Below are 16,300 nucleotides of genomic sequence, written 5' to 3'. Positions count from 1 at the left end.
TGACATGCCTCTTGAAGATCGGGTTGACAAGGCGCGCGTTCTCATCGAATCCCTCCCCTACATGCGCCGTTTCGATGGCAAGACCTTCGTCATCAAGTATGGTGGCCATGCCATGGTTGACGAGGCTTTGAAGGTTTCCTTCGTCAAGGACATCATCCTCATGCGTCAGGTGGGAATCAAGCCGGTCGTCGTCCATGGCGGCGGCCCGCAGATTGGTCAGACCATGAGTCGCATGGGGCTCAAACCGCATTTTGTCGATGGATTGAGGGTGACGGATCAGGAAACCGTCAATGTAGTGGAGATGGTGCTGGCTGGCAAGGTAAACAAGGACATCGTCAGCCTGATCAATCTCAACGGTGGTCGTGCCGTGGGATTGTCCGGCAAGGATGGTCACACCATCCAGGCGCGAAAGCGGCAGCACATCCGTCAGGGGCCGGAACTGGAAACTCCGGAAATCATCGACCTGGGTTGGGTGGGCGATGTCGAACGGATCGACACCACCCTGCTGGATCTTCTGTCCCATTCCACCTTGATCCCGGTGATTGCCCCCGTCGGTGTCGGCGAGGCGGGTGAAACCTACAATATCAATGCCGATACTGTTTCCGGGGCCATTGCCGTCGCCCTGAAGGCGGAAAAACTGATTCTCCTGACCGATGTCCTCGGAGTCAAGGACAAGTCGGGCCGCCTGATCAGCGAACTCCACACCACCGATGTCGGCGGTTTGATCCATCAAGGAACCGTCACCGGCGGCATGATCCCCAAGGTCGAAACCTGCGTCAAGGCCATCGAGGGAGGCGTCGTCTCGACCCACATCATCGACGGTCGTATCGAACATGCCCTGTTGTTGGAAGTCTTCACCGACAAGGGGGTGGGAACCTGCGTCCGCTGAGCCTTATCGGGCCGATCACGGCAACGTTCCATTCCACGAAGGGAATCTATTTGAAAACGTCCCAAGAAACAGAAAAAGAAAATCCGCCGGTAGAATCAAGGGAGACCCTGATCGCCTGGTTTCATGAGGGTAACAAACCGCGCCATCAGTGGCGCATTGGCACGGAGCACGAAAAATTCGGCTTCCGCAAAAAAGACCTGACGCCCATCCCCTATGAAGGGGATGCCGGAATCAAAGCCGTCCTGATCCTCATGGCGGAAAAATTTGGTTGGGAACCGGTCTTCGAAGACGGGCTTCCCATTGCCCTTACCCGAGGTCCTGCCGCGATCACCCTGGAACCGGGTGGTCAACTGGAACTTTCCGGCGCTCCTCTTGAAACCATTCATGAAACCCAAGATGAAATCAACGAACACCTCCATCAATTGGGGCTTGTCTGCCGTGACCTGGACATTGCCTTTCTCGGGATCGGGGTGCAGCCCAAATGGCGTTTCGATCAAATTCCCTGGATGCCCAAGGGACGTTACCGCGTCATGCGCGACTATCTGCCCACCCGGGGAAAACTCAGTCTGGACATGATGACCCGAACCACCACCGTCCAGGCCAATCTTGACTATGCCGATGAACGGGACATGGTGCGCAAATTTCGCCTGATGATGGCTGTGCAACCCGTCATCACCGCCCTTTTCGCCAATTCCCCCTTCATCGACGGCAGACCCAACGGATTCACCAGCTACCGGGCCGAAATCTGGCGTCATACCGATCCCGATCGATGCGGTTTTCTGCCGTTCGTTTTCGATGAAACCTTCGGCTTCGATCGTTATGTCGAATACGCCTTGAACGTTCCCATGTTGTTTTATTATCGTGAAGGCCGTTACCATCCGGCGGGAGGGGTTCCCTTCGGCGAATTTTTCGCCGGACGTTTCCCCCTTCTTCCCGGTCAGCGGCCCACCCTTGACGACTGGGCGCTGCACCTTTCAACCCTCTTTCCCGACGTCCGTCTCAAGCGCTATCTGGAGACCCGGGGCGCCGACGCCGGCAACTCCGCGACACTCTGTGCCTTGCCCGCCTTCTGGAAAGGATTGCTGTACGACGACGATGCTCTGGAGGGGGCATGGGACCGGGTTGCCCAATGGTCTTTGGCCCAACGTCGCCGCCTTCACGCCGAGGTGCCCCGGACGGGTCTCGGGACGGCCCTGCCGGGTGGGGGGACGTTGCGGACCCTGGCTCTCGAACTCCTGGAGCTGGCCCGTGACGGTCTGCGGACCCTCGATCATCGCAACCCGAATGGTTGCGATGAATCAATCTTTCTCAAGGTGCTCTTTCAATGGGCCGAATCGGGCCGGTCTCCCGCGGATCGTTTGCTCGTGGCATACCGTGAACGCTGGGGAGAGCGGGTCGATCCGGTGTTCACCGAGGAGGAATTCGAATCTTTCTATGGTGAATGTGGTTGAATCTACTTCGTGAACCGTATTGACCTGGATGTTCGGTTCGACAATCGTTTTTCCCTGGAGAAGCGGACATGAGTTTCACCCTGTTCCTTGCCGCCCTGTTGACTGGACTGATCGCCGGCATCATTGCCGGTCTTTTTGGCGTGGGTGGAGGCATCATCATCGTTCCCGCCCTCCTTGTCCTTTTCGCCAACAGCCAGATCGCATCCGAAGTGATCATGCATCTGGCGGTCGGGACCTCTCTGGCGACCATCGTCATCACCAACATTTCCGCCACCCTGAATCATCATCGCCGTGGCGCCGTCGATTGGCGGCATGTCGTTCAATTCATCCCCGGCATCTTTTTGGGCGCCTGGTTCGGGTCGCAACTGGCGGCTTTGATGAATGGCGGATTGTTGCGTCTTCTCTTCGGGTGTTTTGAAATCATCGTCGGCATCGAAATGTTGCGCGGAAAAAAAGGGGATGGTTCGGGAAAACCTTTGATCGCCGAACTTTTCAATCCCCTGCTCGGCTTGATCATCGGCGCCATTTCCAGTCTGTTCGGAATTGGTGGCGGAACTCTGGCGGTCCCGGTGTTGAATCTTGTCCGGGGATTGCCGATGCTCCGTGCCGTCGGTTCCGCTTCCGCGATGGGATTTTTTCTCGCTTTTTCCGGGGCCATCGGCTATGTCCAGGCGGGATGGGGCAATCCACATCTACCGGAGGGTGCCTTTGGCTTCATCCTGCCCCAGGCCTTTCTCGGGATCGTTTGCGGCACCCTGATCACGACCCCCATCGGCGTTCGTCTGGCGCATGCCCTGCCGCAAAAACACCTGAAACGCGGTTTTGGTTTGTTTTTGATTGCTGTCGGCATCAAACTCATACTGAAATAATATCTATGCGGCAGGCCAATGTTCGTCCCGCTCGGTGTGCGCTACGACTACCACATGACCGCACAGCAGGCCCAGAGTCAGAAACCGTTGTTCGTCGATGTTCAATGGAGACAAGTTCAGAGAATTTTAACCAAGGCAGCCACTACGGTAACGCCAACCACCAGCATACCGCCAAGTCGCACGGTCAATGTATGGGTTAACCGCATTTCCAACTCTTTAAGGCCGCGTTCCAAATCCTGTTTGGTAGCCAACCGTTCATCAATCAGTTGTGCCAAGGTTTCAGCCTGAACTTCAGCTTGTTCCTCGGAAACTCCAACGGCTTTGAGTTTTTTGACGTAGACGTGTGTATCGAAAGCAATTGCACCGGGCATATGGCCTCCTAAGTCACAATCCAGAATACGAGGGGGCGCTGAACGGTCACGATTTTTGCCACGCGCTCTTTTTTCCGAGGCTGCGACCTTCTATTCCCACACGGGAAGTCTGATTCCTTCCGGCTGCAACAAGGCCTCCAGGCCCGTGAGGATTTCCAACAACCGTTGGCGACTCTCCGCCTCGACCCGGGCCACGAGGGCCGGTTGGGTGTTGGAAACCCGCAACAACCACCATCCCCCCGGACAACGGACCCGAACACCATCGACATCGGAAAAATCGGATTTTTTCTTTTTCTCCCCTTCGAGAATCCGTGCCATGACCTGAAATTTTCGGGCGTCGGGACAGTCGATGCGCAATTCGGGTGTGGCAAAAACCTCCGGCAGGTCGGCAAGACGTTGCGCCAGGTTTTGCGGTGATTCGGCGACGATTTCGATCAGACGCACCGTCGCATACAGGGCATCGTCGAATCCCAGATAACGGTCGGCGAAGAAAAGATGCCCGCTCATCTCTCCCGCCAACGGTGCCCCTGTTTCCTTCATCTTGGTCTTGATCAGCGAATGTCCCGTTTTCCACATCAAGGGTTTCCCTCCGGCCCGGGCCACGGCATCGAACATGACCTGCGAACATTTGGCATCGCCGATGATGGTCGCTCCGGGTTGCGTGGCCAGGATCTGCCGGGCAAAAAGGATCATCATCCGATCCCCCCACACAATCCGTCCCTGGTGGTCCAGGGCGCCAATCCGATCCCCATCGCCATCATAGGCGATTCCCAGTTCCGCGCCCGTCTCCTCCATCCGCCGCCGCAGATGGTGCAGATTTTCCGGCAGGGTCGGATCGGGATGATGATTGGGAAAACGACCATCGACCTCGGCAAGGATGGCCTCTCCCTCGATGCCGGGCAGATGCCGCAACAATTGCGGCGCAATGACGCCACTGGCGCCGTTGCCGCAATCAAGGACCACCTTGACCCGGCGGCCCGGCCTGAAATCCGCGGTGAGTCGTTGCAGATACGGTTCGAGAATATCCTCCTGTCGTATGGAACCACCCGGATGATCGTGAAAAGTTCCGGCAACAAGGGCCTCCCTGAGATCCTGGATCTGTTGTCCATAGACGGGCCGGCTTGCCTTGACCATTTTCAGGCCATTGTAGTCGGATGGGTTGTGACTTCCCGTCACCATGATGCCGGCGTCTGCCTGGAAATGATGCATCGCGAAATAAAGCCCCGGACTGGGGACGAGGCCGACATCATCGACCCGGGCCCCCCCCTGGGCCAACCCCAGGGCCAGTTGCCGGCTCAGTTGTGGCGAGGAAAGACGGCCATCGCGACCAACCGCCACCCGAGGTGCCGTGGTCGTCGCCAACTCGTCACGCAGACGGCTGGCAAACATCCGGCCCAGATCGAAGACCAGGGATTCGGTCAATTCGCTTCCGGCGATGCCGCGGATGTCGTATTCGCGAAAAATGTGCGGATTGATTGCATTCATGGGTCAACGGCCTACGCAGATGTAGTGGAAACCCTGTTCCTTCATGAGGCTGGGTTCGTAGATGTTGCGTAAATCACAAAAGACACGGCGTCCGTCCGGTTGTGGTTTGAGCAATCCCTTGAGACGGTCAAGTTGCAGATTGCGAAACTGGTTCCATTCGGTCAGGATGACGACGGCATCGGCATCCTTGCAGGCTTCGTAGGGACCGGCAACCAGTTCGATTCCCGGAAGGTATTTGGCCGCTTCCCGCATCGCCTCGGGATCGAAGGCACGGATGATCGCCCCCCGTTGCAACAGCCGGGGCAGGATGGTCAGGGCGGGGGCATCGCGTAAATCGTCGGTGTTGGGCTTGAAGGCAAGACCAAGAATGGCCAGTTGCCGACCGGCGACCTCCCCGCCGAGCGCCGTGACAATCTTGTCTACCATGCGCAGTTTTTGCTGCTGGTTGGCCTCGATCACCTTTTCGACGATGCCGACCGGCTGGCCATGTTCCCGGGCCGTCTTGGCCAGGGCCTGGGTATCCTTGGGAAAACAGGACCCGCCATAACCGGGTCCGGGTTGCAGAAAGGGTGCCCCGATCCGCCGGTCCAGTCCCATCCCCTTGGCCACATGATGTACATCCGCCCCCACGGCTTCACACAGATTGGCCAGTTGGTTGATGAAGGTGATCTTGGTGGCCAGAAAGGCGTTGGCGGCATACTTGGTCAATTCGGCGGTGGCGATGTTGGTGATCAGGATGGGGGTTTCGCTGCGATACAGGGGCCGGTAAAGGTTTTTGAGCGCCTGGGCCGCCCGTTCCGATTCCACGCCGATGACCACCCGGTCGGGATTCATGAAATCCTCGATGGCCGCCCCTTCCCGCAAAAATTCGGGATTGGAGGCCATCTCGAAATCGGCCCCGGGGTTTTCCTCGCGGATGATCCGGGCCACCTGTTGTCCGGTACCGACCGGTACCGTCGATTTGGTGACCACCACGGTGAATTTCTCGATGCCCCGGGCCACATCGCGCGCCGCCTGATGGACATACTGCAAATCGGCGGCGCCATCGCCACGACGTTCCGGAGTCCCCACGGCGATGAACACCAGATCGCTTCGGGAGACCGCTTCCCGGGTATCGGTCTGAAACAGCAGGCGGCCCTCCCGGTGGTTGCGATGGACCAGTTCTTCCAGGCCGGTTTCGAAAATGGGAAGTTTTCCCTGGTTCAGACGATCGATTTTTTCACGGTCCACATCCACGCAGATGACTTCGGCGCCGAATTCGGCGAAACAGGCCCCGGAAACCAATCCGACATAACCGGTACCGATCATGGTGATGCGCATGGGTTCAAATCCTTAACAAGACCTGAAAATGGCTGCCTGCGATAAAGAAATGGTCCGCGATCATGCACACGTTCAGGGTTGCCGACGACTCTTTAATTGTTCCTGGCCCCCTGATTGACCCAGTCGCGCAGAATGTCGATTTCGCAGGTGGTGAGGCGTTTACGGTTGTGTGGCATGCGGATGCCGGCACGTCCTTCCACCAGGACGTTGAGATTGCTGACCATGGCGTTTCCGGGAATGATGATCGGTCCATAGCGGGTGCCGCGCATCAGGTTTTCGTAGGTCTCCATGTTCAGGCCGCTGCCGACGACCCCGGAACCGTTGCCCGAATGGCATTCCAGGCAACGAATCTGGAAAATGGGTCGGACATCCTCGTTGTAGCTGATCATGCCGCGGTTTTCGGCATTGACGGCCACGGAATGCCCCAGGGAAATTCCCAGAAATACCCATGCGCCAAGCATGGTCCTGCGTGCGATTGATGACATGGCACCACCTCTCAAGGAGAAAAGAAAGATCCGATTCATAATTTCTGCTGCCGGGTCGGTGAATCATAACCTTGTTGGCATGTCATCGCCAACGGTTCACCCGTTCCTGCCCGCGACATCCCGGTCAAGCGATCGGTTCACGATGGGAAAAAAAACAAGATTAACCAATTGTATTCATGGAAATCAAACATGGTTTTGCCTCTGGATTGTCGAAAACGAAAAAAAAATGGAAAAATTGATGAATACCGCATCCGGCTCCTGGAATCGGCCCCCGTTTGACAGGATCGAAGGGTGGGACGGGTCGATGATGAATTCTTTCGACAATTTTTTGTGGGTTGGCAAAAGGTCCGGACCGGTTTAGATTCAAGATGGTGGTTTGCCTTAACTCAAAGCGATCGAACGGATGGTCTTCGATGATCCATGGCGTGGACAGGGCGGTATTGATGTTGGATGACGGTACCCGGTTCGACGGCTTCGCCTGCGGCGCCGAGGGGGAAGCGGTGGGCGAGGTGTGTTTCAACACCTCCATGACCGGATACCAGGAAATCATGAGCGATCCTTCCTACGCCGGACAGATCGTCACCATGACCGCTTCGCAAATCGGCAATGTCGGCGTCAATCCCCTGGACATGGAGTCGCGTCGTCCCTGGCTTCGGGGGTTTGTGTTGCGCGAATCTTCCCGCATTCCCTCCAACTGGCGGTCCAAGGAGGATGTGTCGGGATTTCTCGCACGCCACCGGATTCCCGCCATCGAGGGGATCGATACCCGGCAACTGGTGGGATGGCTGCGTACACATGGCGCCCGGAGGGGCATTCTTTCGACGGTCGATTTCGACGGCGCTTCGTTGCTGGCCAAGACCAGGGCCTGGCCAGGCCTGGCGGGGATGGACCTGACCGACGAGGTGACCTGTGAGCAATCCTATCCCTGGCGCGACGGCCTCGTTCCCTGGAAAAACAGCGTCTGGCTGCCCTGGAACAGGGAACCGGTGGCGGAGTCTGGACCACCGTTCAAGGTGGCGGTGCTGGATTTCGGGGTCAAGCACAACATTCTGCGTTCCCTGGTGTCGGCTGGATGCTCCCTGGAGGTCTGGCCGTCCCGGGTGGAACCGGCGACGTTGTTGGACAGCGGTTGCGAAGGATATTTTCTCTCCAATGGTCCGGGCGACCCCGAGGCGGTTCGACACGGAATCGGTCTGATCGAAAAAATCCTCGAAACCAAAAAGCCCACGTTCGGCATTTGCCTGGGTCACCAGATGCTCGCCCTCGCTTTGGGGGGGACGACGACCAAGTTGAAATTTGGCCATCGGGGCGGCAATCATCCGGTGCGCCATCTTGGGACGGGACTGGTCGAGATCACATCGCAGAATCACGGATTCGTCGTCTCCCGCGACACCCTTCCCGCCGACGTGACGGTGACCCACGAATCCCTGTTCGATGGCACGATCGAGGGGATGCGTCACAATCGATTGCCGGTGTTCTCGGTGCAATACCATCCCGAGGCGAGTCCCGGTCCGCACGATGCCCATTATCTTTTTGGCGATTTTGTGACCCTGATGCGTCACGCCCGCCATTCATGACAAGGTGACGGCCATGCCCAGACGGCAGGATATCGAGAAAATATTTATCATCGGCGCCGGTCCCATCGTCATCGGTCAGGCGTGTGAATTCGATTATTCCGGGGCCCAGGCCTGCAAGGCGCTGCGCGAGGAGGGATTCCAGGTCGTCCTGGTCAATTCCAATCCCGCCACCATCATGACCGATCCCGAACTGGCCCATCGCACCTATGTCGAACCGTTGACCGTGGAGGTACTGACCCGGATCATCGACATGGAGCGGCCTCAGGCGCTGCTGCCGACCATGGGGGGGCAGACCGCGTTGAATCTGGCAATGAAACTGGCCCAGCAGGGGGTCCTGGAACGCTATGGCGTCGAATTGATCGGCGCCTCGCGCGAAGCGATTGCCAAGGCGGAGGACCGGGAACTGTTCAAGAAGGCGATGACCCGGATCGGCCTGGAAATGGCGCTGAGCGGCTTTGCCCACAATTGGGACGATGCCCTGGCGATTCAACGGCAGATCAATTTTCCCCTGATCATCCGCCCCAGCTATACCCTCGGCGGGACCGGAGGGGGGGTGGCCTACAACATGGAGGAATACGAAACCATCGTCCGCAGGGGACTGGCCGCCTCGCCGACCGCCGAAGTCCTGATCGAGGAATCGTTGATCGGCTGGAAGGAATTCGAGATGGAGGTGGTCCGGGACCGGATGGATAACGCCATCATCGTCTGTTCGATCGAAAACATCGATCCGATGGGAATCCATACCGGCGATTCGATCACCGTGGCGCCTGCCCTGACTTTGACCGACAAGGAATATCAGGAACTGCGCGACGCTTCCATCGCCATCCTGCGCGAGGTCGGCGTCGATACCGGAGGATCGAACGTCCAGTTTGCCATCAATCCCCAGAATGGCCGGATGGTGGTCATCGAAATGAATCCCCGGGTGTCGCGTTCCTCGGCCCTGGCCTCCAAGGCGACGGGGTTTCCCATCGCCAAGGTGGCGGCCAAACTGGCGGTCGGCTATACCCTGCCGGAGATCATGAACGACATCACCGGGGTGACTCCGGCCTCCTTCGAACCGACGATCGACTATGTCGTCACCAAGATTCCCCGGTTCACCTTCGAAAAATTTCCCCAGGCCGAACCGATTCTGACGACGCAGATGAAATCGGTGGGCGAGGCGATGGCCATTGGCCGGACCTTCAAGGAATCGATGCACAAGGCGTTGCGTTCGATGGAGACGGGGTTGTCGGGGTTTGATCCCATCTTTGCGGCGCAACGATTCGAATCGCGGGAGGAACGGGATGCCGCCCTGGAGCGGCAGCTTCATTTTGCCGGCCCCGACCGTATTCTTCTGGTGGCGGATGCCTTTCGCCTGGGCCGTTCGCTGGCGTGGATTCACAAGGTGACCGCCATCGATCCCTGGTTTCTCGATCAGATTCAGCAGATCGTCGAGAAGGAACGGCTTCTTTATGGCCGTCGCCCCCAGGACCTGACGCGGGAGGCCTGGTGGGACTTGAAGCGGATGGGTTTTTCCGATGCGACCCTGGCCAGGATCATGAATTCGGAGGAAACCACCATTCGCGGCATCCGGAAAGGCCATGGGGTTGTCCCGGTGTTCAAGAGGGTCGATACCTGTGCCGCCGAATTCGCGTCGCAGACCGCCTATCTCTATTCCACCTACGAACACCAGTGCGAAGCCCAACCCAGTTCCCGGCGCAAGATCATGATTCTGGGGGGAGGGCCGAACCGGATCGGTCAGGGGATCGAGTTCGATTATTGCTGCGTCCACGCCGCCTTTGCCCTCAAGGAGGGGGGATTCGAGACCATCATGGTCAATTGCAATCCCGAAACCGTCTCCACCGATTACGATACCTCCGACCGCCTCTATTTCGAGCCGCTGACCTTCGAGGATGTGCTCAACATTGTCGAAACCGAACGACCCGAGGGGATCATCGTGCAACTCGGGGGACAGACGCCGCTCAAGCTGGCCAAACCCCTGGAAGCGGCGGGGGCGCCCATTATCGGCACCAGCCCCGATGCCATTGACGAGGCCGAGGATCGGGAACGGTTTCAGGTTCTCCTGGAACGGTTGGGCCTCAGACAACCGAAGAATGCCATTGCCCGTTCCGAGGGGGAGGCGCTGGCTTCGGCCGAGTCGGTGGGTTATCCGATCGTGGTGCGTCCTTCCTATGTCCTGGGGGGACGGGCGATGGAGATCGTTCATGCCGCCAACGACCTTGAACGGTACATGCGTACCGCGGTTCGCGCCTCTCCCGACCATCCGGTGCTGCTCGATCATTTTCTCCGGGATGCCATCGAAATCGATGTCGATTGCCTGGCCGACGGGACGGATGTCCTGGTCGGGGGGGTCATGGAACACATCGAGGAGGCGGGGATCCATTCGGGCGATTCGGCCTGTTCGCTTCCGCCCTATTCCATTGGCCAGGATCTGATCGATGAGATCAAACGACAGACGGTATTGCTCGCCAGGGCGCTGAATGTTGTCGGGTTGATGAACGTTCAATTTGCCATTTGTCAAGGAGCGGTTTATATTTTGGAGGTCAACCCGCGGGCCTCCCGGACGGTGCCGTTCGTTTCCAAGGCCACCGGGGTGCCGCTGGCCAAGGTGGGGGCGCGGATCATGGCGGGGGGGCGGCTGGCCGACATCGGCCCAAGGAAGGAGCCACGCTTCGCCCACATGGCCGTCAAGGAGGCGGTCTTCCCGTTCGAAAAATTTCCCGGCGTCGATACGATTCTGGGACCCGAAATGAAATCGACCGGCGAGGTGATGGGTTTGGCCGATTCCTTTGCCCTGGCATTTGCCAAGGCCCAGGAAAGTGCCGGGACCATTTTGCCGCGACCGGGGAGTGGTGGAAGGGGGATGGCCTGTATTTCCGTTCGCGATGACGACAAACGGGCCGTCCTGCAACCGGCACGGCGTCTGGTGGAGATGGGGTTTACCCTCTGCGCCACGGAAGGGACGGCCAACTTTTTGCGACGTGAAGGGCTGCCGGTCACTCAGGTCAACAAGGTCAACCAGGGGCGTCCCGACATCGTGGATCTGATGAAAAACGGCGACATTCTTCTGGTGTTCAACACCACACACGGCAAGTCGGCCCTTGCCGATTCGCTGTCCATGCGTCGGAGTGCCCTGTTGGGGCGCATTCCCTATTTTACGACCATCGCCGGCATGAGGGCGGCGGTGGCGGCCATGGCGGCCATCAAGGAATCGGGCTTTCGGTGCAAGGCCCTCCAGGACTATCACCTGGAAATCCAACATGAAGCCATGATCACCGTGTACTGATGACCCAGGCGTTGGTGCGCGACAACTTGTTAAGGATGGTTTGATCATGTCCCAAAGGATCCCAATGACCGTTCGTGGCGCCGAAAAACTCAAAGAAGAGTTGAAACGGCTCAAATCGGTCGAAAGGCCCCGTATCGTCGAAGCCATCTCGGTGGCGCGCGAACACGGGGATTTGTCGGAAAATGCGGAATATCATGCCGCAAAGGAACAACAATCCTTCAACGAGGGGCGGATTACGGAACTTGAGACCCGTCTGGCCCAGGCGGAGATCATCGACCCGTCCAAGATTCAATCGAGCAAAGTTGTTTTTGGTGCCACGGTTACCGTCACCGACGTCGAAACCGACGAGGAGGCAACCTATCAGATCGTCGGCGTCGATGAAGCCAATCTGGAGCAGGGGATGATTTCGATCACCAGTCCGATGGCCCGCGGCATGATTGGCAAGGAGGAGGGAGATCGGGTTCAGGTTCACGCTCCGGGAGGCATTCGCCGTTTTGAAATTCTTGAGATCCATTATCATTGATCCCCGCCTGATTCGATGACCAAACGCCGACCTTCCAGCAGCCGCTGGTTGCAGGAGCATCATCACGATCCGTTTGTGCTTCAGGCGCGACGGGATGGTTATCGATCGCGGGCCGCCTACAAGTTGTTGGAAATCGCTGGCCAACCCTTCGGAGAAGCGGGGAGAGCGATTCTGGGTCCGGGGAAAACGGTGGTCGATCTGGGATCGGCCCCTGGTGGTTGGAGTCAGGTGGCGACGGGATTGGTGGGTGAACGGGGTCGGGTGGTGGCGATGGATCTGTTGTCGATGCCGCCATTGGACGGGGTGGTGTTCATCCAGGGTGATTTTCTTGGGGAGGTGGGGCTTTTACAGTTGCGGGAGGCGATCGCGCCCGAGCGGATGGTGGACGTGGTCCTTTCCGACATGGCCCCCAACATGTCGGGGATTGCCACTGCCGATCAGGCGCGGGGTGAACTTTTGGCCGAGGCGGCGCATGAATTTGCCCGCGCCACGTTGAGTCCGGGTGGCGTATTGGTGGTCAAACTGTTCCAGGGGCCGGGATTTCACGAAACGGTGCGGCGGGCCCATCTTGATTTTACGCGAGTCAAGGTGGTCAAACCCAAGGCCAGCCGGAGCCGTAGCGCGGAGCTTTATATGGTCGGGGTGGGATTCCGAGTAAAAAATTATTAAAAGAAAAAAGGGGCTTAAGGGATTGCCCCCAGGGTTTTGATTTTTGGGATCAATAAAAATTATAAAGAAGAACCCTGGGGGCAATCCCTTAAGCCCCTTTTTTCTTTCAATAATTTATTCCTCGCCAGCGCCAATGGAGGACCATGAAGATTCTCGATACCGCCCTGACGTTTGACGATGTTCTCCTGGTGCCTGCCTATTCCGAGGTTCTGCCGGGGAATGTCGATCTTTCCACCCGGTTGACCCGGGACATCGCTTTGAACATTCCCCTGATTTCCGCCGCCATGGATACGGTGACCGAGGGACGGGCCGCCATCGCCATGGCCCAGGAGGGGGGGATGGGGATCATCCACAAAAACATGTCGCTATCCGAACAGGCCGATCAGGTGCGGACGGTGAAGCGGTTCGTGGCGGGGCTGGTGGTCAATCCCTGGACTATTTTGCCGCAGGCGCCATTGCGCGAGGCCAACCGCATCATGCGGGAACATTCCATCAGCGGCATTCCGGTGACCCGCGAGGATGGGGTGTTGCAGGGCATTCTCACCAACCGTGATGTCCGGTTCGCCTCGGACGAAAATCAGCCGGTATCCGAATTGATGACCCAGGGCAACAAACTGGTGACGGTCCAGGAAGGGGTCTCGATGGACGAGGCCAAACGGTTGTTGCATCATCACCGCATCGAAAAACTTCTGGTGGTGGACCAGGCGTTTCGTTGCGTCGGGTTGATCACGGTGAAGGATATCGAAAAAGCCCAGACCAACCCCTTTGCCTGCAAGGATCGATCGGGACGGCTGCGGGTGGGGGCGGCGGTCGGGGTGGGGGCGGAGGGGCGGGAACGGGCCCAGGTCCTGGCGGCGGCGGATGTCGATGTCATCGTCGTCGATACCGCCCATGGGCATTCACGGGGAGTTCTCGAAACGGTCTCCTGGATCAAGAACCGCTTTTCCCACTGCCAGGTCATCGGCGGCAACGTCGCCACCGCCGAGGCGACCCGGGCCTTGATCGACGCCGGGGCCGACGCCGTCAAGGTGGGGATCGGACCCGGTTCCATCTGCACCACCCGCATCGTTGCCGGGGTTGGGGTGCCGCAGATCACCGCCGTGGCTGATTGTGCCCGGGAGGCGGATCGGGACCAGATTCCGATCATCGCCGACGGCGGGATCAAGTTTTCCGGGGAGGTGGCCAAGGCGATCGCCGCGGGGGCCTCCAGTGTCATGATGGGTTCGATGTTTGCGGGAACCGACGAGGCCCCGGGGGAGGTGTTTCTCTATCAGGGCCGTTCCTACAAGACCTATCGCGGGATGGGATCGCTGGGGGCGATGGCGGATGGTTCCAAGGACCGTTATTTTCAAACGGAGGTCGCGGTGCATAAACTGGTTCCCGAGGGGGTCGAGGGACGTGTCCCCTACAAAGGGCCTTTGGCACCATTGATTCACCAGATTCTGGGGGGGGTCCGTTCGGCGATGGGGTATACCGGTTGTCCCGACATACAAACCTTGCGCACAAAGCCGGTGTTCGTGCGGATCACGAGTGCCGGTTTGCGCGAATCGCACGTCCACGATGTTTCCTTGACCAAGGAAGCCCCCAATTACCGTCTTGAATGAACCGCTCCATGACCATGACCGTTGCCAACGATTCCATCCATTCCGAACGATTCCTGATCCTGGACTATGGATCACAGTATACCCAGATCATTGCCCGGCGGGTGCGCGAATGCGGCAGCTATTGCGAAATTCATCCCTGGTCGATGGAGGGGGAAAAAATTCATGCCTTTCGTCCCCTGGGGATCATCCTTTCGGGAGGGCACCGTTCGGTCTATGACGCGGGCGCTCCCGGCCTGAATCCTGCCATTCTCGAACTTGGGGTGCCGGTGTTGGGGATTTGTTATGGCATGCACCTGTTGGCACGGGATCTGGGGGGGCGGGTCGATCCTTCGGGCAAGAGGGAATACGGTGGCGCTGCGATCCATGGCACGGGGGAGGGGGGGTATCGTTCTCCTCTTCTTGCCGATTGGTTGGGGGGGGTGGTGCAAAATGTGTGGATGAGCCATGGCGATCACGTTGCCGGAATTCCGCCAGGATTTGTGGTGACGGCGATGAGTCATGGGGGGTTGGTGGCGGCGATGGAATCGACGTCGCGTTCCGTGTTTGGGGTGCAGTTTCATCCGGAGGTCGATCATACCGAAAACGGCGCCGCGCTGATCGAACGTTTTGTCCGGGGAATCTGTGGCGCCCATGGTCTGTGGACCGCCACCGGGTTCATCGACCATGAGATCGAGGCCATACGTACCCGGGTCGGGGGGGATCATGTCGTCCTTGGACTATCGGGCGGGGTCGATTCGGCGGTCACCGCAGCCCTGGTTCACCGGGCCATTGGCCGGCAGTTGACCTGCATTTTTGTGGACAACGGTCTACTCAGGTTGCACGAGGGGGAAGAGGTGATGGCGACCTTCGCCCGGCATCTGGGGGTGCGGGTGATCCACGTCGCGGCCCAGGAGCGGTTTCTGGGACGATTGGCGGGGGTGACCGATCCGGAGAAAAAACGACGAATCATCGGCCATGCCTTCATCGAAGTCTTCGAGGAGGAGGCGGGAAAAATACCGGGGGTTCGCTGGTTGGGTCAGGGGACCATCTATCCCGATGTCATCGAGTCAGCCGGCGGCAAGACCGGAGTCGCCACCAACATTAAATCGCACCACAACGTTGGCGGGTTGCCCGAACGAATGGGATTGAACCTGTTGGAACCGTTGCGGGAGCTTTTCAAGGATGAAGTCCGCAACGTCGGATTGGAACTGGGCCTGCCGCGGGAGATGGTCTTTCGGCATCCCTTTCCCGGACCGGGATTGGGGGTTCGCATTCTGGGCGAGGTCCGTGGTGATTTTGCCGACATCCTCAGGCAGGCGGATCACATCTATATCGAGGAACTGCGGCGGGCGGGTCATTATGAAAAAATTGCCCAGGCTTTTGCAGTGTTTCTTCCGGTCAAGAGTGTCGGCGTCATGGGGGATGGCAGGACCTATGAATATGTCGTTGCGTTGCGGGCGGTTGCCACGCGCGACTACATGACCGCCGACTGGTATCCCATGCCGACCGAGCTTCTGAAAAAAATTTCCAACCGCATCATCAACGAGGTCCAGGGAATCAACCGTGTCACTTATGACATCACTTCGAAGCCCCCTGGGACCATCGAGTGGGAATGATTTAAGGATCGTGGAAATTATTGGTAACTGCCCAGGTACCCTCCGGGTTTAGTTATTGAAAGAAAAAAGGGGTCTGGGGGATTGCCCCCAGGGTTTTGTTTTTGATTTTGTTTTTGACTTTGTTTTTTACGCGCCATTTCACCCGAAGCGAATTTCCGCGGTTTTTGCGGAAATTC

13 protein-coding genes are annotated in these 16,300 nt (G+C 58.3%); 9 read left to right on the top strand and 4 right to left on the bottom strand.

Annotation, left to right across the window (positions count from 1 at the left end):
• Positions 1-4: 4 nt before the first annotated feature.
• The 3 genes from argB to HQL76_11340 all read left to right on the top strand — a co-directional run bounded on the left by argB (position 5) and on the right by HQL76_11340 (position 3,209).
• On the top strand, positions 5-889 hold the full coding sequence (gene argB / locus HQL76_11350) for an acetylglutamate kinase (protein ID MBF0109762.1): 885 nt from the start codon (positions 5-7) through the stop codon (positions 887-889).
• A gap of 50 nt (positions 890-939) precedes the next feature.
• Positions 940-2,340, top strand: coding sequence for a glutamate--cysteine ligase (locus HQL76_11345; protein MBF0109761.1), 1,401 nt, complete (start codon positions 940-942; stop codon positions 2,338-2,340).
• Between the two features lie 68 nt (positions 2,341-2,408).
• Positions 2,409-3,209: a sulfite exporter TauE/SafE family protein gene (locus tag HQL76_11340; GenBank protein MBF0109760.1), complete on the top strand. Its 801-nt coding sequence runs from the start codon at positions 2,409-2,411 to the stop codon at positions 3,207-3,209.
• Between the two features lie 116 nt (positions 3,210-3,325).
• Here the strand turns inward: HQL76_11340 and HQL76_11335 are convergent, their stop codons facing one another.
• From HQL76_11335 to HQL76_11320, 4 genes are all read right to left on the bottom strand, one after another.
• Positions 3,326-3,580: a DUF1640 domain-containing protein gene (locus HQL76_11335; protein ID MBF0109759.1), complete on the bottom strand. Its 255-nt coding sequence runs from the start codon at positions 3,578-3,580 to the stop codon at positions 3,326-3,328.
• A 90-nt stretch (positions 3,581-3,670) separates the two neighbouring features.
• Complete coding sequence (locus HQL76_11330; protein ID MBF0109758.1) at positions 3,671-5,065, bottom strand: phosphomannomutase/phosphoglucomutase; 1,395 nt, start codon at positions 5,063-5,065, stop codon at positions 3,671-3,673.
• A gap of 3 nt (positions 5,066-5,068) precedes the next feature.
• Positions 5,069-6,385 (bottom strand): UDP-glucose/GDP-mannose dehydrogenase family protein, encoded by a 1,317-nt coding sequence (locus tag HQL76_11325; GenBank protein MBF0109757.1) that lies wholly within the window; start codon positions 6,383-6,385, stop codon positions 5,069-5,071.
• 92 nt (positions 6,386-6,477) lie between these two features.
• Positions 6,478-6,870 carry a hypothetical protein gene (locus HQL76_11320; protein ID MBF0109756.1) on the bottom strand — a complete coding sequence of 131 codons (393 nt, stop codon included), beginning with the start codon at positions 6,868-6,870 and terminating at the stop codon, positions 6,478-6,480.
• A gap of 413 nt (positions 6,871-7,283) precedes the next feature.
• Here HQL76_11320 and carA point away from each other — a divergent pair, with 413 nt between their 5' ends.
• The 6 genes from carA (at position 7,284) to guaA (ending at position 16,124) form a co-directional block, all read left to right on the top strand.
• Positions 7,284-8,447: a glutamine-hydrolyzing carbamoyl-phosphate synthase small subunit gene (carA, locus tag HQL76_11315; protein MBF0109755.1), complete on the top strand. Its 1,164-nt coding sequence runs from the start codon at positions 7,284-7,286 to the stop codon at positions 8,445-8,447.
• A gap of 13 nt (positions 8,448-8,460) precedes the next feature.
• Positions 8,461-11,733 (top strand): carbamoyl-phosphate synthase large subunit, encoded by a 3,273-nt coding sequence (carB, locus tag HQL76_11310; protein MBF0109754.1) that lies wholly within the window; start codon positions 8,461-8,463, stop codon positions 11,731-11,733.
• Positions 11,734-11,779: 46 nt separating this feature from the next.
• A complete protein-coding gene (gene greA, locus HQL76_11305; protein ID MBF0109753.1) occupies positions 11,780-12,256 on the top strand; it encodes a transcription elongation factor GreA in 477 nt (158 codons plus the stop codon).
• Positions 12,257-12,271: 15 nt separating this feature from the next.
• Positions 12,272-12,925 (top strand): 23S rRNA methyltransferase, encoded by a 654-nt coding sequence (locus HQL76_11300; GenBank protein ID MBF0109752.1) that lies wholly within the window; start codon positions 12,272-12,274, stop codon positions 12,923-12,925.
• Positions 12,926-13,068: 143 nt separating this feature from the next.
• Positions 13,069-14,529 (top strand): IMP dehydrogenase, encoded by a 1,461-nt coding sequence (gene guaB / locus HQL76_11295; GenBank protein MBF0109751.1) that lies wholly within the window; start codon positions 13,069-13,071, stop codon positions 14,527-14,529.
• Entirely contained in the window at positions 14,526-16,124 is a 1,599-nt protein-coding gene (guaA, locus tag HQL76_11290) for a glutamine-hydrolyzing GMP synthase (GenBank protein MBF0109750.1), read from the top strand. The genes guaB and guaA overlap by 4 nt, the downstream gene beginning before the upstream one ends.
• Positions 16,125-16,300: the final 176 nt, after the last annotated feature.

The sequence above is a fragment of the Magnetococcales bacterium genome, assembly GCA_015228815.1.
GTDB lineage: Bacteria > Pseudomonadota > Magnetococcia > Magnetococcales > UBA8363 > UBA8363.
This window is presented reverse-complemented; position numbering and strand designations above follow the sequence as displayed.

Excerpts from the sequence above, each read along its gene's own strand:
- greA (MBF0109753.1), top strand. The coding sequence starts at position 11,780 with ATGTCCCAAAGGATCCCAATGACCGTTCGTGGCGCCGAAAAACTCAAA.
- HQL76_11340 (MBF0109760.1), top strand. The coding sequence starts at position 2,409 with ATGAGTTTCACCCTGTTCCTTGCCGCCCTGTTGACTGGACTGATCGCC.
- HQL76_11325 (MBF0109757.1), bottom strand. The coding sequence starts at position 6,385 with ATGCGCATCACCATGATCGGTACCGGTTATGTCGGATTGGTTTCCGGG.
- guaA (MBF0109750.1), top strand. The coding sequence starts at position 14,526 with ATGAACCGCTCCATGACCATGACCGTTGCCAACGATTCCATCCATTCC.
- carB (MBF0109754.1), top strand. The coding sequence starts at position 8,461 with ATGCCCAGACGGCAGGATATCGAGAAAATATTTATCATCGGCGCCGGT.
- HQL76_11320 (MBF0109756.1), bottom strand. The coding sequence starts at position 6,870 with ATGTCATCAATCGCACGCAGGACCATGCTTGGCGCATGGGTATTTCTG.
- HQL76_11330 (MBF0109758.1), bottom strand. The coding sequence starts at position 5,065 with ATGAATGCAATCAATCCGCACATTTTTCGCGAATACGACATCCGCGGC.
- carA (MBF0109755.1), top strand. The coding sequence starts at position 7,284 with ATGATCCATGGCGTGGACAGGGCGGTATTGATGTTGGATGACGGTACC.
- argB (MBF0109762.1), top strand. The coding sequence starts at position 5 with ATGCCTCTTGAAGATCGGGTTGACAAGGCGCGCGTTCTCATCGAATCC.
- guaB (MBF0109751.1), top strand. The coding sequence starts at position 13,069 with ATGAAGATTCTCGATACCGCCCTGACGTTTGACGATGTTCTCCTGGTG.
- HQL76_11300 (MBF0109752.1), top strand. The coding sequence starts at position 12,272 with ATGACCAAACGCCGACCTTCCAGCAGCCGCTGGTTGCAGGAGCATCAT.
- HQL76_11335 (MBF0109759.1), bottom strand. The coding sequence starts at position 3,580 with ATGCCCGGTGCAATTGCTTTCGATACACACGTCTACGTCAAAAAACTC.